This is a genomic window from Streptomyces sp. MP131-18 (assembly GCF_001984575.1).
Lineage (GTDB): Bacteria > Actinomycetota > Actinomycetes > Streptomycetales > Streptomycetaceae > Streptomyces > Streptomyces johnsoniae.
The window spans coordinates 2515566-2536937 of the sequence record NZ_LZNS01000001.1 but is presented as its reverse complement, the minus strand read 5'-3'; the positions used below and the strand labels follow the sequence as shown (position 1 = coordinate 2536937).

The window sequence follows — 21372 nt, the reverse complement described above, 5'->3', positions numbered from 1 at the left end:
CCCGGCCCTCAGGCCCTTCCCGGCGGAGAATGCTCTCGCTGGGGCTGGCGGCCGCCACGGGTGCGGCCCTCTCCGGCTGCCACTCGGGCGGAGGAACGGCCGGCGGGAAGACCGTGCTGGAGTTCCCCTCCTGGCAGGCTGCCGAGGGAACCTTCGCGCTGTGGTGGCGGGAGCTGATCACCGAGTTCGAACGGACCCACCCCGATGTGCAGGTGGACTTCTACTCGCTGCCGTTCGACAGCTACGTCGACCAGCTCACGATCAGGTTCGCCGCCAACGACCGCCCCGAGATCGTGCACCTGCCGGCGCGCAACGCCGCCGAGTTCGCCGGCCGCGGCTGGCTCGAGTCGCTGGAGGACCGCCTGCGGTCCACCGACATCCCGCGCACCTGGACGCCGTTGCAGGAGGTGATGGCGCTGGACGGCGAGAACTACGGCGTCCTGCTGCTCGGCTACGGCTACAACCTCTACTACAACCAGCAGTTGCTCGAATCCGTCGGAGCCGGGGTCCCGGCCACCGCGGAGGAGATGATCGCGGCAGCCGAAGCGATCACCGGCGACGGGATCTACGGCTTCGGCGCCACGACGGCCCCCAACCCCGACAACTTCACCGAGCTTGCTGCCTTCGTCGTCGGCAGCGGGGCCGCGCTGTCCACCGACGACGGTGCGTTCACCGCCGACAGCGACGCGGCGATCGCGGGCCTCGACCTCTACCGCCGTGCCCTCGCCCAAGCGCCGCAAGGCATCCAGTCCCAGCAGCGCAACGAGCTGTTCCTCACCGGAAAGATCGCCATGCTCCTGGACGGCCCGTTCTTCCTGAACGAGCTGGGCAGCGCGACCGACGCGGTCCGCCCCGGCCTCAAGGCCGCGCGGGCACCGTTCCCGCAGGTCCCCGGCGGCGTCTCGAACAGCATCCACATGCCGGCCGGCATCGACCCGCGCAAGGCAGAGGCGGTGTGGGACTTCATCGCGCTGGCCGGCACCCCCGAGTGGCAGCGCCGCTACACCGAGCTGACCGCCAACCCCGCACCACGGGCGGGCTCGATCACCGCCCGGGCCGTCGCCGAGACCCCGCAGCTCGAACTCTTCCAGCAGCTCGCTGACGAAGCCGTGTCGATCTTCCCGGGCAATCAGGCCCACCGGGAGCGGTTCGGCCGCGTCAGCGACATCGTGTCGGCCGCTGCCACGTCCCTGATCACCACCGACGAGTCGACCGCCTCGATCGCCGCCCATCTGCAGGACGAGCTCGAGCAGGCCATGGAGTCCTGATGACCACCGAACCGCAGCACACCCCGCGCAGAGGTGTCGCCGGGCCCGCCACCCCCAGGCCGCCGGCCGCGCCCGAACGCTCGCCCGCGCTGCGGCGCGAGCACCGGCGCCGCAGCGTTTTCGCGTACCTGACGCTCTCGCCCACCCTCGCCATCGTGGGTCTGCTGATGGCCTACCCGCTTTACGTGGCGATCGACCTCAGCCTCCGCGGCGGCCAGATCTCCGACCTGCTCAACCTGGAGCAGAACCCGCTCACGCTCGACAACTACGGCGACGTCCTCACCGACCCCGGCCTGGTCAGCGACATCGTGCGGTCGATCGTCTACACCCTCGGCGTCGTGATCCCCGCCTTCGCGCTCGGCCTGGGCCTCGCCGTCCTGCTCAACAAGGCCTTCCCCGGCCGGCGGATCATCCGTCCCCTGGTCCTGCTGCCGTGGGCGGTGCCCGGCGTGGTGGTGAGCGCGGCGTTCGCCTGGATGTTCGATGCCTCCTACGGCGTCGTGAACTACCTGCTGCGTACGGTCGGCGTGATCGACGGCAACGTCGCCTGGCTCGTCGACTCCGACACCGCCATGTTCGCCGTGATCCTGCCGACGATCTGGAAGTACTACCCGTTCTTCGTCCTGGTCCTGCTGGCCCAGCTCCAGTCGGTGCCCAAGGAGCTGTACGAAGCCGCGCGGGTGGACGGTGCGTCGCCACTGCGGCAGTTCACCCACGTCACCTGGCCCGCGGTCCGTACGGCCGCCTCACTCGCCATCGTGATCACCGGCATCGGCGTGTTCCGCGAGTTCGACTTCATCTTCCCGCTCACCGGCGGGGGCCCCAACGACGCCACCCAGACTCTCGCCATCCGGATCTACAACGAGGCCTTCCAGTTCTTCGAGATGGGCACCGCCGCCGCGCTCGGCATCGTGACCATGGCGATCTGCGGGGCCCTGCTGAAGGCCGCGGGCCGGTCCGTGCGCCGCGAGTTCGGCTGAACCGGCCCGTCACCACAGGAGCACCCATGTCCACCACACTCTCCCGCACACGCCGGTGGTCGCTGCTCGCCCTGGCGATCGCGGTCACGTCCGTGCTGATGTTCCCCATCTACTGGATGATCATGACCTCGGTCGTCCCTTCCGAGCGGCTGCTGGTCTCCGATCCGCCACTGGTCCCGCCTGCCGACGCCACCTCGTTCAGCGCCTACACCTCCGTGCTCCGCGACGTGCCCGTCCTCGAGTGGATGCGGAACTCCGCGCTCACCACCGTGGGCGCCGCTGTCATCTCCACGGTGGTCAGTACGCTGGGCGGCTACAGCCTTTCCCGCTTCCGCTCCAAGGGCCAGCAGGCGATGGGCTTCACCCTGCTGTTCAGCCGGATGCTGCCGGGCACGCTGCTGATCATTCCGACCTTCGTGCTCTTCGCCAACTTCGGCATGGTCAACAACCTGTGGTCGGTCACCCTGGTCAACACCGCGGCCACCGTTCCGTTCACCACCTGGCTGATGAAGGGCTTCGTCGATGCCGTCCCGGTCGAGATCGAACAGGCCGCGATGATCGATGGATGCGGAAGGGCGGGCGCGCTGTGGCGCGTGATCGTGCCCCTGCTCAAGCCCGGGATCGCCGCGACGTTCACCTACGCGTCGATCCTCACCTGGGGTGACTTCCTCTTCGCCCGCACGCTCATGGGCAACCCCGACGGCTGGACCGTCACCGTCGGCATCGCCTCCTTCATCGGCGAGTTCAGCGTCGACTGGTCCGGCCTGATGGCCGTCGGCCTGATCTCGATGGTGCCGATGGTCGTTCTCTTCCTGTTCCTCGAACCGTTCCTGACCAAGGGCATGGCGACGGGATCGGTGAAGGGGTGAGCCGCCCCGGGGGGCGTCACCAGTAGCTGGCGTCCGTCCAGGGCTCGAAGGTGGCGTACTCCAGTGGGTCGTCGTCCCGGTCGAGGCCCGGCAGCCCCTCCGCGGAGAGGGTGCCGCGCAGCCACGCGAGCAGCACCTCGGTCAGCGTGCCGGGGAGCGGGGGCCCCTGGTCGGCGTGCCGGGGCCACACGGTGAGCGGCCAGCCGTCCGGATCGCCCTCGGTCAGCCAGCCGAACTGGTCGCCGTCGATGGAGTTGGCGAACGGCAGGAAGCCGCCCGCCGCCGGCCACAGCGGCAGCCGGTGCCCCTGGGGGTCGTGCTCGCGCAGGGTGCGGTACCCGTTGAGCGTCTGCGCCACGTGCCGGACGAAGCCGTCCTCGCCCGTCCGCAGCGGGGTGAGGAAGCGCAGCCAGCCCATCCAGCAGCCGGCGCCGTACCGGGACATCAGCGCCAGGTAGTCGGCCGGCAGCCGCGTGCCGAGGCGGTCGAACAGCGCGGGCCAGTCCCCGGGGCCGAGGCGGGGGACGCGGGGCGGTGGGGTGAGCAGCCGCAGCGCGTCCAGCCCGCTGCCCTCGCGGAGCGCGGCCCGCCTGCGCGCGGCCGGGACCGGCTCGGCGCCCGGCGCCGGGGGCACCCAGGGCACGGCCCCCGGCAGGAACGCGGTGCGCCGCGCGGTCGGGGGCAGCGGCCCGAGCGTGCCGCCGCCGGGCAGCGGCATGCCGGTGGCCAGGACGCCGTCCAGGAAGTCGAGCAGCGGGGTGCCGTAGCTCCGCCACGGGTTGATCCCCCGGTAGACGGCGTCCTGGTGGAAGAGGACCACCGGCCAGCGGTCCGGGTCGGCGCAGGCGGCGGTGTCCCAGAACAGGTGGCTGCTCGACCTGGTCATCCCGAACGCGAGCAGGCCGCCGGGCGCGGGGTGGAACGGCGGCGGCTCGTTCGGCGGGGCGTCGCGGGAGGAGATCCGGCAGTGGCGGTGGGTGGTGCGCAGCCACGTGCCCCAGTCGAAGTGCCCGGCCTGCACGCACGGGGTGTGCAGCCACAGGCAGTCGCCGATGTCGAGCGGACCGTAGGCGGCGGCCAGGGCCTTGTAGTCGGCGGGCAGGCGCAGCCGGAGCCAGGACTCCACGGCCGGCCAGTCGACGGGGACGGGTGCGGCGGCGGGCGGGCCGAGGAGGGCGCTCAGGCGGTCGGGGCCGTGGCTGCGGGAGGCGTCCATGTCGTCGCATGGTGGCACGCCGCACTGACAGCGGCGGCCCGGTGGCGGTCAGTGGCGACCGACAGGCATCGGCTCGCACGCCGCGGGCCGACGGGAGAGCGCGGCCAGCACGGCCGCGGCGGCCAACTGGAGCGGGCCGCCGCGGCCCGCATCGCGGGCGTGCTGACCGAGCGCGACGCCGATCGCGCCGCGCACGCCCTGAACGCGCTGCTCGCCGAGTGCGGCGCCAGGCCGCGGCTCAGCGCCCACGACGGCCACGGCTGGCACCTGCACGTCGACCGCGGGGACGACGCGAGCTGGGGAGAGTGGTTCCTCGCCGCGAGCGCCCTCGCGCTCGCGCAGATCCTCACCGAGTACGGCCGCGTGCCCTGGGGCGAGTGCGCCGCGGACGGCTGCCGCGTGCTCTACCTCGGTACCGGCCCCGGGCCCGCCCGCCGCTACTGCTCGGCGCCCTGCGCCTCCCGTTCCCGCGTCGCCGCGCACCGGCGGCGCCTGCGGGAGCGGCGTTCCTGACCGTGCACGCAGCCGCCCGGCGGTTGCGGAGTCCCCGCGGCTGCCGGTGAATGGAAAGGGAGCAGCAGGGCTACCAGCGGGCCGAGAGAAGGCGGCGACATCCATGGCCGATTCCGTGCCGGTGGAACCCGAGGACCTGTTGGCCGCGTTCGACAGCCTCGAAGCCGGGGTGATCCTCACCGACCGGGATGGGCTGATCACGGCCGTCAACCCGCACGCGTTGCAGCTGATCGGCCTCCCGGGCCGGACGGTGGTCGGTAAGGATTTCCACGAGCTGCTGCACCGCAGGCAGGACGGAACGCTCGCCCCGCGCGAGGAGTGCCCGCTGGTGGCCGTGCTGGAGGAGACCCGGATGGTCCTGGTGACGACCGACAGCTTCCTGCGCGGGGACGGCAGCCTGCTGCCGGTCAGCTGGTCCGGCGCGCCGGTCGTCAGGGACGGCGGGACCAGCCAGGTGCTGACGCTGTTCGGCGAGAACGACGAGCAGCGCGAGAAGCGCAACCACCAGGCCGCCCACCTGGCGGCCATGGAGGACCTGGCGGAGCGGCTGACCCTGGTGCAGGAGATCACGGACGTGCTGACGCAGACGCTGGAGGCCGAGGAGGCGCTGAACCGGCTCGGGCGACTCGTCGTCCCGCGGCTGGGGGACTGGGTGACCGTGGACCTGCGCGAGGGCGAGGAGGGGGTGCGGCGGGTCGCCGTCGTGGGCCCGCAGGGGCGCGAGGACGAGGCGGAGAGCGGCCGGGACGACACCAGCCTCATCCCCGACTCCGCCAGCGCCGTGCTGTCGCGCGTGCTGCGCAGGAACGAGTCGCTGCTGATGACGCGCGAGGAGATCGAGGCGCCGCCCGAGAGCCCGCGGGCCGTCGTGCACAAGTTCCTGCATCTGCTGGGTGCCACGTCCGCGGCCGTGGTGCCGCTGAGCACGCCCCGGCAGGTCGTGGGCGCGCTGACCATCGCCCGCACCGATCCGGAACGCCCGTTCCGTCCGGACGAGCTGCCGCTGATCCGGGATATCGGGCGGCGGGCCGGCCTGGCCATCGACAACGCGCGCCTCTTCGAGCGGCAGCGGGACGTCGCGGCGATGATGCAGCAGCACCTGCTGCCCGCGCTGCCGGACATCGCCCCGCTGCGGCTGGCCGCCCGCTACCAGCCGGCGCCGCGCGGCTCGCAGGTCGGCGGGGACTGGTACGACGCGCTGGTGCTGCCGGACGGCGCCACCGCGCTCGCCGTCGGGGATGTCGTCGGCCACGACCTGACGGCCGCGGCGGGCATGGCGCAGCTGCGGAACATGCTGCGGGTGCTGGCCTGGGACCGCGCCGAGCCGCCGAGCCTGATCGTCGGCCGCCTCGACGACGCGATGTCGGACATCACGGACGTGCAGATGGCCACGCTGCTGCTGGCCAGGATCGAGACGGTCGGGGACGTGGGCGGGCCGGGGGCGCGCTGGCAGATGCGCTGGGTCAGCGCGGGCCACCCGCCGCCGCTGCTGGTCACGGACGAGGGCCGGGCACAGTACCTCGAACAGGGCCAGGACCTGCTGCTCGGCGCGCGGGCCGAGGTGCGGGTGGAACGCGTGGACGCCGTGGAGCCGCTGCCGCCCGGGTCGACCGTGCTGTTGTTCACCGACGGCCTGGTGGAGATGGCGGGCAGCGACCTGGACACCGGCATGAACCGGCTGCGCCGGCACGCCATTGCCCTGGCCGGCCGCCCGCCGGACGACTTCTGCGCGCAGCTCCTCGAACGCATGCCGCCCGGCGGCTCGGACGACATCGCGCTGCTGGCCCTGCGGGTGCCGGACGCCGGCTGACGCGCTCAGCCGGTGACGAGCACGGAGAGGAAGTTGCCCGCCGGGTCGCGGAACCAGGCGATGGGCGGGCCGCCGTTGCCCCGGTGGACACCCCGGGCATCGGCGCCCTCGTAGTGGATGAACTCCACGCCGCGGGAGGCCAGTTCGTCGACGGCGGCCTCGATGTCCGCCACCGGGAAATTGAGCAGGGTGCAGGTGGAGGGCTCGTGGTTGGGCTTGGGGTAGACCAGGACGTCCCGGTCCCCCGCGAGGTGCAGGATCAGCATGCCGTTCTCCTGGGAGAGGTCCAGGCCGAGCGTCTCGCCGTAGAAGTGCGCGGCCCGGTCGGTGTCGTCGACGGAGAAGCCGCTGAACGCCTTGGTGTTCTTGAACATCGGGGTTCCTTCCGCTCGCGGGTGCTGCCGTGTCACCCGTTCCACTCCTGTCGACCCGTCCGCGGGCGGAAAGTCATCGGTGGCGCGGCGGCGCGTACTCCTGCCGGGGGAGGGGCCCGTTCACAGCATGGTGAGGATGCGCGGTCCCGCGTCGGTGATGGCGACCGTGTGCTCGAAGTGGGCGGCGCGGCTGCCGTCCTGGGTGCGGAGGGTCCAGCCGTCGGCCGCGCAGTAGTAGCCGTCGTGGCCGCCCGCCGTCAGCATCGGCTCCAGCGCGAGCACCAGGCCGTGCCGGAGGGGGAAGCCGCGGCCGGGCCGCCCCTCGTTCGCCACGTGCGGGTCCTCGTGCATGCGGCGCCCGATGCCGTGGCCGCCGAATCCCTCGGGGATGCCGTAGCCCGCGGCGCGCCCGGCGCGGCCGATGGCGTGCGAGATGTCCCCCAGCCGCCCGCCCGCGACGGCCGCGGCGATACCGGCCTCCAGGGCGCCGCGGGTCGCGGCGATGAGCCGGGCGTCCTCGGGCCCCGCGGCGCCGACGGTGAACGTCTCGGCCGCGTCGCCGGTCCAGCCGTCGAGGGTGGCGCCGCAGTCGATGCCGAGCAGGTCGCCCGCGCGCAGCCGGTAGTCGTCCGGGATGCCGTGGACGATGGCGTCGTTGACCGAGGTGCAGATCACGCCGGGGTAGGGCACGGGCGCGAACGAGGGCAGGTAGTGCAGGAACGGGGCGGTGGCGCCCGCGCTCTCGATGACGTCCCTGGCCGCCTCGTCCAGCTCGCGCAGCCGCACGCCGGGCGCCGCCGCCGCGCGTGCGGCGGCCAGCGCGCGGGCGACGACGCGGCCCGCTTCCCGCATGGCGTCCATCGCCGCGTCCGTCTTGATCTCCACCACGGTCTCTCGCCTCCGAAAGGTCGGCCGACGGCCGGCCCCGGCCGTGGCGGGCCGGGGTCGGCCAATTCTTATACCGGTATTAGTATCACGGCATTAGTATCACGGCATGGTCCGTACTCCACTCACCCCAGAGGAACGTGAACGCGGCTGCCGGCTCGGCGCGTTGCTGCGGCAGGCCCGCGGCGCGCACAGCATGGGCGAGATCGCGGCCCGCGCCGGGATCTCCGTCGAGACGCTGCGCAAGATCGAGACGGGACGCGCGCCCACCCCCGCGTTCTTCACGGTGGCCGCCCTCGCGAGCGCGCTCGGCCTTTCGCTCGACGAGGTGGTGACCGGCTGCGCGGTGAGCGAGCTGCCGGCCGCCTGAGCGTGTGCCCCGCCGCGCCGGGCCGGCGGCGACGGATGCCGCACCTCACGCCTCACCCGCCGCGCCCCCGGTGCAGCCGCGTGAACACGGTCAGCCACTGCCGCGGCGTCACGCGGCCCACCGGCGCGTCGTTCGGTACCCCCGCGGCCCGCAGGGCGTTCCGCACCCGGGCCGTGTCGTGGTGCCGCGACAGCGTCGCGCGCAGGGAGCCGCCGACCCCGGTGAAGCCCTCGGCGACCAGCGCACGGTAGGCGGGCAGGTCGCGCCGGGGCACGAGGGGGGCGGGTCGGCGCACGATGCGCAGCACCGCGGAGTCCGTGCGCGGTACCGGCGTGAAGTGGTGGCGCCGGATGCGCGGGCCCAGGTGCCAGGCGTGCTCGGGCCAGCTCTGCACCGTCAGCAGCGGCCACGTGCCGAAGTCGCCGGTGCGTTTGCGGGCGAACTCCAGCTGGGTGACCAGCGTGGCCGAGGTCAGGCCCCTGGCCGTCAGGCACCACCGCACGATGTCCGTGGTGCGGGAGTACGGAATGTTGCCGACCACGGCGAACGGCGTGCGCGGCGGCTGCGCGCGCAGGAAGTCGCCCGGCACCACCCGGACGTTGCGCTCGGTGCGCAGCCGTTCGGGCAGCCGGGCCGCCAGGGCCGGGTCCAGCTCATAGGCGATGACCTGGCGCGTGGCGCGCGCCAGCGCGCGGGTGAGGGTGCCCTCGCCCGCGCCGGGCTCGACGACCAGGTCGCTCGGCCCCAGCTCGGCGGCGCGGACGATCTGGCCCAGCACGGCGGTGCTGTGCAGGAAATTCTGGGAGAGGGTTTTGCGGCGGGAAGCCACGGGCGTCGTCCTCGGGGATGAGGACAGGCCGGGCGGCAGTCATCTGGGGGAAAACGGGAACGCTGTGCCGTCGGCCTGTCCGGTCGGGTGGGACCCGGACGGCCCTGGCAGCCGTGAGGAGACGCGAAAGGCTCTGGAGACGTGAAGGCTCAGACGCCGGGCGAGTCCTGGCGGACCAGGGCCGGGCGCCGAACGCGAGGGCGGCGGATGTGGAGCGGGCTCCAGTCGGCGGACCGCGCGTTGGCGCACAGTCCGTCGATGTACAGCGTTCCTGCCATGCGCCAGAGCCTATGCACACCGCCGCTGGACCGCCAAATCATTTAGCGGACGGCCGGAAAGTTCTTCATATTGTTGCGGTGGGATGAAAAACGCAGGCCCGAGGTGTTGAGCACTGCGGTCATCAGGAAACGGGAGGCGCTGCGGTGACGGCACGGGACGGTGGATGGATACGGCGGCTGACCGCCTACTGCTGGCGGTACCGGCGCAACCTCCTGCTCTCGGTCGGCGCCTCGCTCGTCGGCATGGGCGTGATGGCGCTCATGCCGCTGCTCATCAAGGTCGTCATCGACGATGTCGTGATCGGCGAGGAGGGCGGCCTCGCCCTGTGGATCGGGCTGCTGGCCGCCTCGGCCGTCGTCGTCTACGCGCTGACGTACGTCCGCCGCTACTACGGCGGCCGGCTCGGCATCGACGTGCAGCACGATCTGCGCACCGAGATGTTCCGCAGCATCACCCGACTGGACGGTCGGCGGCAGGACCAGCTCAGCACGGGACAGGTCGTCGGCCGCGGCACCAGTGACCTCCAGCTGATCCAGGGCCTGCTGTTCATGATGCCGATGACCATCGGGAACCTGATGCTCTTCGCGGTCTCCCTGGTCGTCATGCTGACCCTCTCGCCGCCCCTGACCCTGGTCGCGCTGGCCGTCGCGCCCGCGCTGTGGTTCGTCGCGCGGCGCAGCCGCACCCGGCTGTTCCCCGCCACCTGGGTCGCGCAGAACGAGGCGGGCACGGTGGCCGGCGTCGTCGACGGCGCCATCACGGGCGTGCGGGTCGTCAAGGGCTTCGGGCAGGAGGAGCAGGAGACCGGGAAGCTGCGCGCCGCGGGGCGGAAGCTGTTCGCGGCGCGGCTGCGGACCGTCCGCCTCTCCGCCAGGTACACCCCGCTCCTCCAGGCCGTTCCCTCGCTCGGCCAGGTCGCCATGCTGGCGCTCGGCGGCTGGATGGCGACCGAGGGCCGGATCACGCTGGGTACGTTCGTCGCGTTCTCCACCTACCTGGCCCAGCTCGTCGGGCCGGTGCGGATGCTCACGGTCATCCTCACCATGGGCCAGCAGGCGCGGGCCGGCGTCGAGCGCGTGCTCGAACTGATCGACACAGAACCGGAGATACGCGAGGCGGAGAACGCGCACGAACTGCCCGCCGACGCGCCCGCGACCGTCGAGTTCGACGCCGTCAGCTTCGGCTACGGCGAGGGGCCGCCGGTGCTGAACAACCTGTCGCTGCGCATCGAACCGGGCGAGACCCTGGCCGTGGTGGGCCCGTCCGGCAGCGGCAAGTCGACGGTGTCGCTGCTGCTGCCGCGGTTCTACGACCCGGACGGCGGCTCCGTGCGGGTCGGCGGCGAGGACGTCCGGGACCTCACCTACGCGTCGCTGCGCGCCGCCATCGGCCTGGTGCCCGAGGACAGCTTCCTCTTCTCCGACACCATCCGCGCCAACCTGGCCTACGGCCACCCGGAGGCGGGCGAGGAGCAGATCAGGGCCGCCGCGCGCGCCGCGCAGGCCGACGGCTTCATCTCCGCGCTGCCCGAGGGCTACGACACGGTCGTCGGCGAACAAGGCCTCACGCTCTCCGGCGGCCAGCGGCAGCGCGTCGCGCTGGCCCGCGCGATCCTCACCGACCCCAGACTGCTGATCCTGGACGACGCCACCTCGGCCGTCGACGCCCGCGTCGAGCACGAGATCCACGACGCGCTGCGTTCGGTCATGTCCGGGCGGACGACGCTGCTGATCGCGCACCGGCAGTCCACCCTCCAGCTCGCCGACCGCATCGCCGTGCTGGACCGCGGGCGGCTGGTGGACACCGGCACGCACGAGGAACTGGTGGCCCGCTGCGACCTGTACCGGCGGCTGCTCGCCGACCCGGGCGAGCTCGGCGGCGTCGAACGCGACCCGGCGGGCCTTCACGAGACCGGGCCGGAGACCGGGCCGGGAGCCGAACCGGCGGCCGACCCGTGGGCGCGGCCCGCGCGGGCCGGACTTCAGGACGCGCCGAACGCGCGGGACGCGCAGGGCGCGACGCCCGAACTGCTCGCGCAGGTCGCCGCGCTGCCGCCGGCGGACGGGACCCCGGACATCGACGAGGAGCGCGCCACCCGCCCCGAGGCGAGCTACGGGCTGCGCCGGCTGCTGGGCGGTCTCGGCCGGCCGCTGGTGCTCGCGCTGCTGCTCGTCGTCGCGGACGCGGCGGCCTCGCTGCTGCTGCCGGTGCTGATCCGGCACGGCATCGACGAGGGGGTGCAGCGGGCGGCGCTCGGCGCGGTGTGGACGGCGGCCGGGCTCGCGCTCGTCGTCGTCCTCGCCCAGTGGGCCGCGCAGTTCGGCGCCACCCGGGCCGTCGGCCGCACCGGCGAACGCGCCCTGTACTCGCTGCGCGTGAAGATCTTCAGCCACCTCCAGCGGCTCGGCCTCGACTACTACGAGCGGGAGCTGACCGGCCGGCTGATGACCCGGATGACGACGGACGTGGACGCGCTGACCACGTTCCTCCAGACCGGACTGACGCAGGCCCTGGTCGCGGTGCTGACGTTCTTCGGGATCATGGGCGTGCTGATCGTCCTCGACGGTCAGCTGGCGCTGGTGGTGCTGGCCACGCTGGTGCCGCTCGCCATCGGCACGGTCGTCTTCAGGCGGCACAGCGTGCGCGCCTACGAGCTGGCGCGCGAACGGGTCAGCGGTGTCAACGCCGACCTTCAGGAGTCGGTGGCCGGGCTGCGGATGGTGCAGGCGTTCCGGCGCGAACGCGACGGCTACGAACGGTTCACCGCCCGTTCGGACGGCTACCGGCAGGCACGGGTGCGCGGGCAGTGGCTGATGTCGGTGTACTTCCCGTTCGTGCAGCTCCTGGCGACGCTCGCCACCGCGGGCGTGCTGATCGTCGGCGCGGGGCGCGTGGCGGACGGCACGCTCTCCGCGGGCGCGCTGGTGGCGTACCTGCTGTACATCGAGCTGTTCTTCGCGCCGGTGCAGCAGCTGTCGCAGGTCTTCGACGGCTACCAGCAGGCGCTGGTCTCGCTGCGCCGCATCCAGGAGCTGCTGCGCGAGCCCACCACGACGCCCGAGGCGGCGCGGCCGCTGCCCGTGGCATCGCTCCGCGGCGAACTCCGTTTCGACGACGTGCACTTCGCCTACGCGGACGGCAAGGAGGCCCTCGCGGGCATCCGGCTGGCCATTCCGGCCGGGCAGACGGTGGCGTTCGTCGGCGAGACGGGCGCGGGCAAGTCGACGCTGGTCAAGCTCGTGGCCCGGTTCTACGACCCGACGGGCGGCGCGGTCCTGGTGGACGGCACCGACCTGCGGGACCTGGACCTGGCCGGGTACCGGCACCGGCTCGGCGTGGTGCCGCAGGAGCCGTACCTGTTCCAGGGCACGGTCCGGGACGCCATCGCCTACGGCCGCCCCGGCGCGACCGATGCGGAGGTGGAGGCAGCGGCGCGCGCGGTCGGCGCGCACGGCATGATCGCGGCGCTCGCGGGCGGTTACCACTACGAGGTGGGCGAACGCGGGCGGAATCTGTCGGCGGGGCAGCGGCAGTTGATAGCCCTGGCCCGCGCGGAGCTGGTGCGGCCGGACGTACTGCTGCTCGACGAGGCGACCGCGGCCCTCGACCTGGCGACGGAGGCGCTGGTCAACCGGGCGACGGACCGCCTCGCGGGCAGCCGGACCACGCTGGTCGTGGCCCACCGGCTGACGACCGCCGCGCGCGCCGACCGCGTCGTGGTCCTCGACCACGGGCGGGTCGCCGAGGACGGCACCCATGCCGAACTCCTCGCGGCCGGCGGCCGGTACGCGGAGCTGTGGCGCACCTACGCGGGGGAGCCCGCGCGGTCCGCGGGCGTTTGACGGGCGGGGCGCGGGCAACTCGACGTGTCATGTCCACTAGAAAAGTGAATCTTGGACCGACGGCTGCGATCATCGCCGTGGTCGCGGACATCGCCGCGTGCATCATCGGCCTCTGGGTCCTCATGTACCTGCTGGACGCCAACGAGCAGAACGGCCTGGTGGAGTTCCTGCACGACGCGTCCCGCTGGCTGGCCGCCTGGTCGCACGACCTGTTCACGTTCGACGAGGAATGGGCCCGCGTGGTGTGCGGCTACGGACTCGCCGCCGTGGTGTACCTCGTCGCAGGAAACGTCATCGCCAACCGCGTCCGGCGGTACTAGGTCCTGTCCTGTCGATCTTGTCGGATCAGCCCGCGGCGTCAGATGCGGTGCATCGCAAGGCGCCGGATCGCAGCTCATACCTGTCCGTATTCGCGCGATTCGGTAACGCAGCGAGGTGCCGTAGCTGGCGTCGCGGGCCCGGCAAGATCGGCCGGACAGGGCCTAGGCGTATTGCTCCGCGGGACCCCCGGGTGGCAGCCGGGCGTCAGCGGTTGCGCGGGTGGTTGCGGGCGGTGCGCTCGTTGCCGCGGCGGTAGTTGCCCGTCCACCGGGCCATCACCCGCTGCGGATCGTCCCCGTTCACCTCGGCGAGGAATTGCAGGGCACGCGCGCCGCGCAGCGTGGTCGCCCGGCGGCCGTGGTGCGTGATGTGCACGGAGCCGTCGGGATGCTCGCGGAAATCGAACCCCATGCGCGCAACCGTACCGTTCAGGGGCGGACCAGCGCCGCCAGATAAGCGTCGACCGTCTGGAGCCTGCCGTGCGGCATCGGGTCCCGCAGGTTCCACCAGTGGACGCCGGCTATCTCCGGCGTCGGCTCGAACACGGCCCGTTCGTCCGCCTCGGCGTGGAACAGCGCGCCGCGCAGCACCGGCCGGTCCGGCAGCCACGTCCGTGCGAAGCCCGCGAAGTGCAGCCGCTCCGGCGCGACGTGCTGCCCCGACTCCTCGGCCAGCTCCCGTGCCGCGGCCTCGCGCGGCGTCTCGCCCGGGTCCAGCGTGCCGCCCGGCAGCTCCCAGCAGTCCCGGTCGCGTTCGTGCACCAGGAGCAGCAGCCCCGCGTGCCACAGCGCCACGAGTGCGTAGCCGGCCGGCTCCCGGTCGAACCGGGTGTCCTCCGGCAGGCGGTCGAACGCGAGCAGCCGCATACCCAGCGGTCCGGTGGCGAGCGGCGCGGCGGATTCGGTCATGCCGGAAGCGTAGGCGAAGCGCGACGCGGCGCGCCGCGGCCGGCCGGGGCGTCAGCCGGCGGCGAGCAGCCCTTCGGGCGAGGGCGAGGACGACAGTTCGGCCCAGATCGTCTTGCCCTCGCGGCCGTGCCTGGTGCCCCAGCGCGCGGTCAGGTGGGCGACGATGAACAGGCCCCGGCCGCTCTCGTCGAAGACCCGCGCCCGGCGCAGGTGCGGTGAGGTGCTGCTGTTGTCCGACACTTCGCAGATCAGGGCCGCGGGCTCGCGGATGAGGCGCAGCTGGATGGGTCCGTCCGCGTGCCTGATGGCGTTGGTGACAAGCTCGCTGACGACGAGTTCCATGGTGAACGTGGCCTCCTCGAGTCCCCAGGAGGTCAGCTGGCCTTCGGCCAGCTCGCGGGCGTGGGCGACGGCGGTCGGGTCGTCGGGGATGTGCCAGCTCGCGACGTGCGCGGCGTCCAGCGCGCGGGTGCGGGCGACGAGCAGGGCGATGTCGTCGGTGGGCTCCCCGTCGAGCATGGCCCTGAGGACGGCGTCGCAGGCCGCCTCGGGCGAGTGCACCGGCTGGGAGAGTGCCTGCCGGAGCGTCGCCTGCCCGCGTTCCATGTCGTGGTGGCGCGCGATCAGCCCGTTGGTGTAGAGGGCGAGGTAGCTGCCCTCCGGCAGCAGCACTTCGTGGGCCTCGAACGGCAGCCCGCCGAGCCCCAGCGGCTGGCCCGGCGGCGCGTCGATGAACTCCACGCGCCCGTCCGGCCGGACCAGCGCCGGCGCGGGGTGGCCGGCGCGCGCCATCGAGCAGGTACGGGAGACCGGGTCGTACACGGCGTACAGGCAGGTGGCGCCGACCGCGCCGGCCGGGTTCTCCTGGGCCCCGCCCTCCTGCTCGCCGCCCTCGGTCTCGAGACGCAGCCGGATGACGACGTCGTCGAGGTGGGTGAGCAACTCGTCGGGCGCCAGGTCGATGTCGGCGAGGGTGCGCACCGCGGAACGCAGCCGCCCCATCGTCGCCGAGGCGTACAGGCCGTGCCCCACCACGTCGCCGACGACCAGCGCCACCCGGGCGCCGGACAGCTGGATGACGTCGAACCAGTCGCCGCCCACCCCGGCGCTCGAGTCCGCGGGCAGGTAACGGGTGGCCACCTCGACGGCCGCGACCTCGGGCAGCCGGCGCGGCAGCAGGCTCTGCTGGAGGGTGAGCGAGGCCCGGTGCTCGTGGGTGTACCGGCGGGCGTTGTCGACGCAGACGGCGGCCTGGGCGCCGATCTCCTCGGCGAGCAGCAGGTCGTCCGCGTCGAACGGGTCGGCCCGCAGGTGCCGGACGAAGACGGCCACGCCGAGGGTGGTGCCGCGGGCGCGCAGCGGCACCGCGATGCCGGAGCGGCTGGTGCCCGCGGTGGCCTGGGCGGCGTACCGCGGGTTCGCCGCCAGCCAGGTCCCGACGTCGGAGTCGTCCAGGATGCGGGCGCGCACGTCGGGGCCCTGGGTCAGGTGGTGGCCCAAGGCCGGGGTGCCGCCCTCGTACGCCTCCTTCTCGTCGGTCCTCTCCTGTTCCTCCTGCTGTTGCTGCTGTTCCTGCTGTTCCTGCTGTCCGTCCGGTCCGTCCGGTCCGTCCGGTCCGTCCGGTCCGTCCGGTCCGTTCGCGCCGTCCCGCGCGCCCTCGTCCGCCGACTCCTCGTCCGCGACGGAGCGCTGCGCGACGCGGCGCAGCGGGTTGCCGTCCGGGGCGGCGGGCTCCTCGCCGCGCAGCACCGACTCGTACAGGTCCACCGTGACCAGGTCGGCGAAGCCGGGTACGGCGATCTCGGTGACCTCGCACGCCGTGCGGCGCACGTCGAGCGTGCTGCCGACGTGGCGGCTGGCGACGCGGAGCAGCGTCAGCCGTTCGCGGGCGATCGTGAGCCGGCTGACGCGGGCCTCCCGGTTCAGCCGGATGCGGCAGATCACCATGGCGAGCACGGTCGAGCAGGCGGCCGAGGAGACGATGACGCCCCGGGTGCCGCTGGAGAGCCCCGGGATGCTGCCGCCGTAGGCGATGATCACGGAGACGATGGTCAGCAGGCCCACCACGAGAGTGGCGCGCATGGTGAGCAGGGCGCTCGCGGCCATCGGCGCGAGCACCGAATACGCGGACCAGCCGGTGAGGTTGTTGTGCCCCGACCAGATCTGGAGGGCCGTGAGCAGCGCGAGGTAGACGAGCAGCAGGGTGAACGCGCCGCCCTTGCCGCCGCGGCGGAGGGAAGTCACGTGGTGCACCTCCCGGCTTCAGTGGCCCTCCCGACCACCGTAGCCGCGGGGATGGCCCCCCGCGACCGACGGCCGCACGGTGTGTGCGCGGCTAGACGCCCCGGGTGACGCGGGCGGGGTTGCCGACCGCGACGACGCCTGGCGGCAGATCCTTGGTGACGACGGCACCCGCGCCGACCACGGTGTTCTCGCCGATGGTGACCCCGGGGCAGACGATGACGCCGCCGCCGAGCCACACGTTGTCGCCGATGGTGATGGGGGCCGCCGCCTCCCACTTCTCGCGCCGCGGCTCCGGTTCGACCGGATGGGTCGGGGTGAGCAGCTGGACGTTCGGCCCGATCTGGACGTCCGCGCCGATGGTGATGGGGGCGACGTCGAGGAAGACGGCGCCGAAGTTCACGAACGTGCGCGGGCCGATCGTGATGTGGTGCCCGTAGTCGACGTGGAACGGGGGCCGCACCTCGGTGCCCTCGCCGACCTCCCCGAGCAGCGCGGCCAGCGCCGCCCGCCTGGTCTCGGGATCGGCGGTCGCGGTGGCGTTGAACCGTTCGGAGAGCTGCACGGCGCGCAGGGCGTCGGCCGCGATTTCGGGGTCGTCGGCGATGTACAGCTCACCGGCGAGCATGCGTTCCTTCTGGGTGGCCATGGCGGGACCCTAGACGATCCTCGCTGTCTCTGGTCTGGGATATGCTCCCGGATGTGGGAAGCACTGAGGTGGCGGCCGGTCCGCCGGACGGGTCGGTCGACGCCAGGCTGGCGGCGCGGCTCGGCGAGCTGCGCGGCGAGCGGGGCTGGTCGCTCGAAGAGCTGGCGGAGCGCAGCGGGGTGAGCCGTTCGACGCTCTCGCGCGTGGAGCGGGCCGAGCTGAGCCCCACCGCGGCCATGCTCGGCAAGCTGTGCACCGTCTACGAGCGCACGATGTCGCGCCTGCTCAGCGAGGTCGAACGGGAGCCGCCCGGCCTGGTGCGCGCCGGCCGGCAGGAGGTGTGGGCCGACGCCTCCGCCGGGTTCGTCCGGCGCTCGGTCTCGCCGCCGCACGCGGGGCTGCGCGCCGAGGTGATCGAGGGCGAGCTGCGGCCCGGCGCCGCCATCGCCTACGACGCGCCGCCCGTGCCCGGGCTCGAGCACCACGTGTGGGTGCTCGACGGCGCCGTCGAGGTCACGGTGGGGGAGGAGACGCACGGGCTGCGGCGGGGCGACTGCGTGCGGTTCCGGCTCTGGGGCCCCTCGCGCTACCACTGCCCCGGACCCGCGGCCGTCCGGTACGCCGTTGTGGTGGTGCTGCCGTGAGCACCGTGATCGTCCGGCTGTCCGCGCCCGAGGAGCTGCTGGCACACGCGGAGGAGCTCGCCGCCCTGCTGGCCGACGTGGTCGCGGACGGCGCCTCGCTCGGCTTCGTGCGGCCCTTCGGCCGCGCGGACGCGGCGGCCTGGTGGGCGGCGCGCGCCCCCGCGCTCGCGGACGGCGGCCTGACGGTGTGGGCGGCGCGGTCCGGCGGGCGGCTGGTCGGCACCGTCAGCCTGGCCCTCGCCCCCGAGCAGAACGGACGGCATCGCGGCCACATAGCGAAGCTGATGGTGCACCCCGGGGCGCGCGGCCGGGGCACGGCCGCCGCGCTGCTGGCCACGGCCGAGCGGGCGGCGACGGCCGCGGGAGTGACGCTGCTGCTCCTCGACACCGAGACGGGCAGCACCGCGGAGCACCTGTACCGGTCCGCGGGCTGGACCAAGTACGGCGAGGTGCCGGACTACGCGTCCGATCCGGCGGGCACGCTGCAGCCGGCCAGCTTCTTCCACAAATTCCTGAGCCGCACGGAGACCCTCCGAACGACGGCATGAGCCGACCGCCCCGCCCGGCCCCGCCCGTCCGCCGTCCAACCGCCCCGCCGGGATCGTTCCCGCGAGCCCGCGGCGGGCGGCGCCCCGGCCGTTCGCCGGGGTTCGTTGCCCGCCGGCCGCGCCCGGGGGGTTCCGGGCCGTTCGCCGGGGCGTGGCCTTGGCCGTTCCGGGCTCGGGTCTGGGGCGTCCGCCGGAGTCCGTTGCCCGCCGACCGTGCCCGGGGGGTTCCGGGCCGTTCGCCGGGGCGTGGCCTTGGCCGTTCCGGGCTCGGGTCTGGGGCGTTCGTCGGGGCGCGTTGCCCGCTGACCGTGCCCGGGGGTTTCCGGGCGTCCGGCCCTGGTCGTTCCTGGCCGTCCGGCCGTTGCCGGGCCGGGCCGGGCCCGGCCGTTCGTCGGAAATCCGTGTCCCGCCCCGGGCCCCCGCCCGGGCCGGACTCCGACGGTTCCCGGGGCGTCCCGGGTCAGCGGCGGGGTGGTGCCGTGGAGTCGCGGACCATCAGGTCGCCGCGGAACGTGGCGACGCCGCCGGGGGGCGCGTCCTCGCGGCCGAGCGCGAGGCGCCCGGCGCGGGCGCCGGCGGCGTGCAGCGGGAGGCGGACCGTGGTGAGCGCGGGCATCGCGTCCACCGCGAACGGCAGGTCGTCGAACCCGGTGACGGACACGTCCTGCGGGATGCGCAGGCCGCGGTCGCGCAGCGCCGCGCAGACGCCGAGGGCCACCGTGTCGTTGGCGGCCAGAATGGCCGTCAGGTCCGGGTCGCGGCGCAGCAGTTCCAGCGCGCCGTCGTAGCCGGAGGCGCGGTCGTACGCGCCGTGCGCCGTCAGCCGTTCCGCGTCGTCGGCCAGCCCCGCGGCCGCCATGGCGGTGCGGTGGCCTTCGAGACGGTGGCGGGTGGTCGTCCTGGCGGCCGGGCCGGCGAGGTAACCGAGGCGGCGGTGACCGAGGGTCAGCAGGTGGTCGGTCAGGCGCCGGGCGCCGCCCCGATTGTCGAACGTCACGGTCAGCGGGTGCGGGCCGGCCGTGGCCGCGCCGAGCGGCGGCCGGCCGCACAGCACGACCTGGCTGCCCGCGGCGTCCAGCCGCCGCAGCCGGGCGGCGAGCGCTTCCCCGTGCGCCGGGTCCTCCACCGCCCCGCCGGTGAGCACGACGGCCGCCGCCCGTTGCCGCTGGAGGAGCGTGAGGTAGGTCAGCTCGCGCTCCGGGGAGCCGCCGGTATTGCAGACGATGGCCAGCTTGCGCGTGGCGTGCCCGATCTCGGACTGCACCGCGCCGGCCATGATCCCGAAGAACGGGTCGGCGATGTCGTTGACCAGCACGCCGACGAGGTCGGACGTGGCGGCAGCCAGGGCGCTGGCCGGGCCGTTGACCACGTACTCCAGCTCTTCGACGGCGCGCAGCACCCGGTTCCTCGTGGCTCCCGCCACGGGATAGTTGCCGTTGAGAACGCGGGAAACCGTTGCCGCGGACACCCCCGCGCGGGCGGCAACGTCCGCCAGCGTGACTGACATGCTCTGCTCCCACTTGTCCTAGCCGCTGGGGAGAGGTTAGCTTCTCCACGGATAGAAAGCGCTTACTGTGTTTTCTGGGAGGGAAGGGCATGACGACGAAGAAGACCGTCCGGATCGCCATGAACGGTGTCACCGGGCGCATGGGTTACCGCCAGCACCTGGTCCGTTCGATCCTGGCCATCCGGGAACAGGGCGGCGTCGACCTCGGCGACGGCTCGGTGATCTGGCCCGAGCCGGTGCTGGTCGGGCGCCGCGAGCACGCGCTGCGCGAGATCGCGCGGCGGCACGGCCTCGACCCCGAGGCGGCGGTCACCACGGACCTCGACGCGGTGCTGGCCGACGACGGCATCGACATCTACTTCGACTCGCAGATCACCCTGACCCGCGAGGCGGCCATCAAGCAGGCCATCGCGGCGGGCAAGCACATCTACACGGAGAAGCCGACCGCGACCTCCCTGGAGGGCGCGCTGGCGCTGGCCCGGCAGGCCGCGGACGCGGGCGTCAAGCACGGGGTGGTGCAGGACAAGCTGTTCCTGCCGGGGCTCCAGAAGCTCAAGCGGCTGGTGGACGGCGGCTTCTTCGGGCGCATCCTGTCGGTGCGCGGCGAATTCGGGTACTGGGTCTTCGAGGGGGACTGGCAGCCCGCCCAGCGCCCCTCCTGGAACTACAGGTCCGAGGAGGGCGGCGGCATCGTCGTCGACATGTTCCCGCACTGGGAGTACGTGCTCCACGAGCTGTTCGGGCGCGTGGAGACCGTGCAGGCGCTGGCCGCCACGCACATCCCGCAGCGCTGGAACGAGCAGGGCAAGCCCTACGAGGCCACCGCGGACGACGCCGCGTACGGCATCTTCCAGCTGGCCGGCGGCATCATCGCGCAGATCAACTCGTCCTGGTCGGTGCGGGTCAACCGGGACGAGCTGGTGGAGTTCCAGGTGGACGGCACCGAGGGCTCCGCGGTCGCCGGTCTGCGCAACTGCCGGGCGCAGCACCGTTCGGCCACGCCGAAGCCGGTGTGGAACCCGGACCTGCCGGCCACCGAGGTGTTCCGCGAGCAGTGGCAGGAGGTGCCGGACAACGGCGAGTTCGACAACGGCTTCAAGGCACAGTGGGAGCTGTTCCTCCGGCACGTGGTGCTCGACGAGCCGTACACCTGGGACCTGCTGGCGGGCGCGCGGGGCGTGCAGCTCGCCGAGCTGGGGCTCGCGTCCTCGGCGGACGGCCGCCGCCTGACCGTTCCCGAGCTGAGCCTGTGATGACCGAGCCTGTGATGACCGAGCCTGTGATGACCGAGCCTGTGATGACCGAGCCCGTGAGGAGGG

At 73.3% G+C, this 21372-nt stretch carries 21 protein-coding genes; 11 read left to right on the top strand and 10 right to left on the bottom strand.

All coding sequences use genetic code 11. The features are described from left to right. The first annotated feature begins 29 nt into the window (after positions 1-29). The 3 genes from STBA_RS11070 to STBA_RS11060 are packed head-to-tail and all read left to right on the top strand — an operon-like array spanning position 30 to position 3117. Entirely contained in the window at positions 30-1268 is a 1239-nt protein-coding gene (locus tag STBA_RS11070) for an extracellular solute-binding protein (protein ID WP_077059087.1), read from the top strand. Next, positions 1268-2248 (top strand): sugar ABC transporter permease, encoded by a 981-nt coding sequence (locus tag STBA_RS11065; protein ID WP_077059086.1) that lies wholly within the window; start codon positions 1268-1270, stop codon positions 2246-2248. The genes STBA_RS11070 and STBA_RS11065 overlap by 1 nt, the downstream gene beginning before the upstream one ends. A gap of 26 nt (positions 2249-2274) precedes the next feature. Further along, a complete protein-coding gene (locus STBA_RS11060) occupies positions 2275-3117 on the top strand; it encodes a carbohydrate ABC transporter permease (RefSeq protein WP_077059085.1) in 843 nt (280 codons plus the stop codon). A 16-nt stretch (positions 3118-3133) separates the two neighbouring features. Here STBA_RS11060 and STBA_RS11055 read toward each other — a convergent pair whose 3' ends face one another. Continuing rightward, the gene (locus STBA_RS11055) at positions 3134-4333 is read right to left on the bottom strand and encodes an SMI1/KNR4 family protein (RefSeq protein ID WP_077059084.1); all 1200 of its coding nucleotides are present in this window, start codon (positions 4331-4333) and stop codon (positions 3134-3136) included. 51 nt (positions 4334-4384) lie between these two features. Here STBA_RS11055 and STBA_RS11050 point away from each other — a divergent pair, with 51 nt between their 5' ends. Together STBA_RS11050 and STBA_RS11045 are read left to right on the top strand one after the other, a co-directional pair. After that, positions 4385-4846: a CGNR zinc finger domain-containing protein gene (locus tag STBA_RS11050; RefSeq protein ID WP_253194650.1), complete on the top strand. Its 462-nt coding sequence runs from the start codon at positions 4385-4387 to the stop codon at positions 4844-4846. A gap of 103 nt (positions 4847-4949) precedes the next feature. Next, positions 4950-6656: a SpoIIE family protein phosphatase gene (locus STBA_RS11045; RefSeq protein WP_077059083.1), complete on the top strand. Its 1707-nt coding sequence runs from the start codon at positions 4950-4952 to the stop codon at positions 6654-6656. A 5-nt stretch (positions 6657-6661) separates the two neighbouring features. Here STBA_RS11045 and STBA_RS11040 read toward each other — a convergent pair whose 3' ends face one another. Further along, positions 6662-7030 carry a VOC family protein gene (locus STBA_RS11040; protein ID WP_077059082.1) on the bottom strand — a complete coding sequence of 123 codons (369 nt, stop codon included), beginning with the start codon at positions 7028-7030 and terminating at the stop codon, positions 6662-6664. A gap of 120 nt (positions 7031-7150) precedes the next feature. Further along, the gene (gene map, locus STBA_RS11035) at positions 7151-7918 is read right to left on the bottom strand and encodes a type I methionyl aminopeptidase (RefSeq protein WP_077059081.1); all 768 of its coding nucleotides are present in this window, start codon (positions 7916-7918) and stop codon (positions 7151-7153) included. A gap of 106 nt (positions 7919-8024) precedes the next feature. Between map and STBA_RS11030 the strand changes: the two genes are divergently transcribed. Continuing rightward, positions 8025-8285: a helix-turn-helix transcriptional regulator gene (locus tag STBA_RS11030; protein WP_077059080.1), complete on the top strand. Its 261-nt coding sequence runs from the start codon at positions 8025-8027 to the stop codon at positions 8283-8285. Positions 8286-8337: 52 nt separating this feature from the next. Here the strand turns inward: STBA_RS11030 and erm are convergent, their stop codons facing one another. Further along, entirely contained in the window at positions 8338-9114 is a 777-nt protein-coding gene (gene erm / locus STBA_RS11025; protein WP_077059079.1) for an ErmE/ErmH/ErmO/ErmR family 23S rRNA (adenine(2058)-N(6))-methyltransferase, read from the bottom strand. Positions 9115-9263: 149 nt separating this feature from the next. Next, positions 9264-9392: a hypothetical protein gene (locus STBA_RS39260; RefSeq protein WP_290443784.1), complete on the bottom strand. Its 129-nt coding sequence runs from the start codon at positions 9390-9392 to the stop codon at positions 9264-9266. 144 nt (positions 9393-9536) lie between these two features. Between STBA_RS39260 and STBA_RS11020 the strand changes: the two genes are divergently transcribed. Continuing rightward, entirely contained in the window at positions 9537-13235 is a 3699-nt protein-coding gene (locus STBA_RS11020) for an ABC transporter ATP-binding protein (protein ID WP_077059078.1), read from the top strand. Positions 13236-13264: 29 nt separating this feature from the next. After that, positions 13265-13555: a hypothetical protein gene (locus STBA_RS11015; RefSeq protein ID WP_077059077.1), complete on the top strand. Its 291-nt coding sequence runs from the start codon at positions 13265-13267 to the stop codon at positions 13553-13555. Between the two features lie 205 nt (positions 13556-13760). Here STBA_RS11015 and STBA_RS11010 read toward each other — a convergent pair whose 3' ends face one another. The 4 genes from STBA_RS11010 to STBA_RS10995 all read right to left on the bottom strand — a co-directional run bounded on the left by STBA_RS11010 (position 13761) and on the right by STBA_RS10995 (position 17354). Further along, positions 13761-13967 carry a hypothetical protein gene (locus tag STBA_RS11010; RefSeq protein WP_077059076.1) on the bottom strand — a complete coding sequence of 69 codons (207 nt, stop codon included), beginning with the start codon at positions 13965-13967 and terminating at the stop codon, positions 13761-13763. 17 nt (positions 13968-13984) lie between these two features. Beyond that, positions 13985-14464, bottom strand: a complete 480-nt coding sequence (locus STBA_RS11005) for an NUDIX domain-containing protein (protein WP_077059075.1) — start codon at positions 14462-14464, stop codon at positions 13985-13987. A 51-nt stretch (positions 14465-14515) separates the two neighbouring features. Next, positions 14516-16708, bottom strand: a complete 2193-nt coding sequence (locus tag STBA_RS11000; protein ID WP_253194648.1) for a SpoIIE family protein phosphatase — start codon at positions 16706-16708, stop codon at positions 14516-14518. A gap of 91 nt (positions 16709-16799) precedes the next feature. Next, positions 16800-17354 (bottom strand): sugar O-acetyltransferase, encoded by a 555-nt coding sequence (locus STBA_RS10995; protein ID WP_077059074.1) that lies wholly within the window; start codon positions 17352-17354, stop codon positions 16800-16802. A gap of 41 nt (positions 17355-17395) precedes the next feature. On the opposite strand from STBA_RS10995, the gene STBA_RS10990 reads away from it, so the two are divergent. After that, positions 17396-17998: an XRE family transcriptional regulator gene (locus STBA_RS10990; protein ID WP_077059073.1), complete on the top strand. Its 603-nt coding sequence runs from the start codon at positions 17396-17398 to the stop codon at positions 17996-17998. Next, entirely contained in the window at positions 17995-18546 is a 552-nt protein-coding gene (locus STBA_RS10985) for a GNAT family N-acetyltransferase (protein ID WP_077059072.1), read from the top strand. The genes STBA_RS10990 and STBA_RS10985 overlap by 4 nt, the downstream gene beginning before the upstream one ends. A gap of 460 nt (positions 18547-19006) precedes the next feature. Here STBA_RS10985 and STBA_RS10980 read toward each other — a convergent pair whose 3' ends face one another. Beyond that, complete coding sequence (locus tag STBA_RS10980; RefSeq protein WP_077059071.1) at positions 19007-20053, bottom strand: LacI family DNA-binding transcriptional regulator; 1047 nt, start codon at positions 20051-20053, stop codon at positions 19007-19009. Positions 20054-20142: 89 nt separating this feature from the next. On the opposite strand from STBA_RS10980, the gene STBA_RS10975 reads away from it, so the two are divergent. Beyond that, complete coding sequence (locus tag STBA_RS10975) at positions 20143-21306, top strand: Gfo/Idh/MocA family oxidoreductase (protein WP_077059070.1); 1164 nt, start codon at positions 20143-20145, stop codon at positions 21304-21306. Positions 21307-21372 lie beyond the last annotated feature (66 nt).

Coding starts and splice junctions, on each gene's coding strand:
- STBA_RS11070 (WP_077059087.1), top strand. CDS start 30: ATGCTCTCGCTGGGGCTGGCGGCCGCCACGGGTGCGGCCCTCTCCGGC.
- STBA_RS11065 (WP_077059086.1), top strand. CDS start 1,268: ATGACCACCGAACCGCAGCACACCCCGCGCAGAGGTGTCGCCGGGCCC.
- STBA_RS11060 (WP_077059085.1), top strand. CDS start 2,275: ATGTCCACCACACTCTCCCGCACACGCCGGTGGTCGCTGCTCGCCCTG.
- STBA_RS11055 (WP_077059084.1), bottom strand. CDS start 4,333: ATGGACGCCTCCCGCAGCCACGGCCCCGACCGCCTGAGCGCCCTCCTC.
- STBA_RS11045 (WP_077059083.1), top strand. CDS start 4,950: ATGGCCGATTCCGTGCCGGTGGAACCCGAGGACCTGTTGGCCGCGTTC.
- STBA_RS11040 (WP_077059082.1), bottom strand. CDS start 7,030: ATGTTCAAGAACACCAAGGCGTTCAGCGGCTTCTCCGTCGACGACACC.
- STBA_RS11030 (WP_077059080.1), top strand. CDS start 8,025: ATGGTCCGTACTCCACTCACCCCAGAGGAACGTGAACGCGGCTGCCGG.
- STBA_RS39260 (WP_290443784.1), bottom strand. CDS start 9,392: ATGGCAGGAACGCTGTACATCGACGGACTGTGCGCCAACGCGCGGTCC.
- STBA_RS11015 (WP_077059077.1), top strand. CDS start 13,265: ATGTCCACTAGAAAAGTGAATCTTGGACCGACGGCTGCGATCATCGCC.
- STBA_RS11010 (WP_077059076.1), bottom strand. CDS start 13,967: ATGGGGTTCGATTTCCGCGAGCATCCCGACGGCTCCGTGCACATCACG.
- STBA_RS11005 (WP_077059075.1), bottom strand. CDS start 14,464: ATGACCGAATCCGCCGCGCCGCTCGCCACCGGACCGCTGGGTATGCGG.
- STBA_RS10995 (WP_077059074.1), bottom strand. CDS start 17,354: ATGGCCACCCAGAAGGAACGCATGCTCGCCGGTGAGCTGTACATCGCC.
- STBA_RS10990 (WP_077059073.1), top strand. CDS start 17,396: ATGCTCCCGGATGTGGGAAGCACTGAGGTGGCGGCCGGTCCGCCGGAC.
- STBA_RS10980 (WP_077059071.1), bottom strand. CDS start 20,053: ATGTCAGTCACGCTGGCGGACGTTGCCGCCCGCGCGGGGGTGTCCGCG.
- STBA_RS10975 (WP_077059070.1), top strand. CDS start 20,143: ATGACGACGAAGAAGACCGTCCGGATCGCCATGAACGGTGTCACCGGG.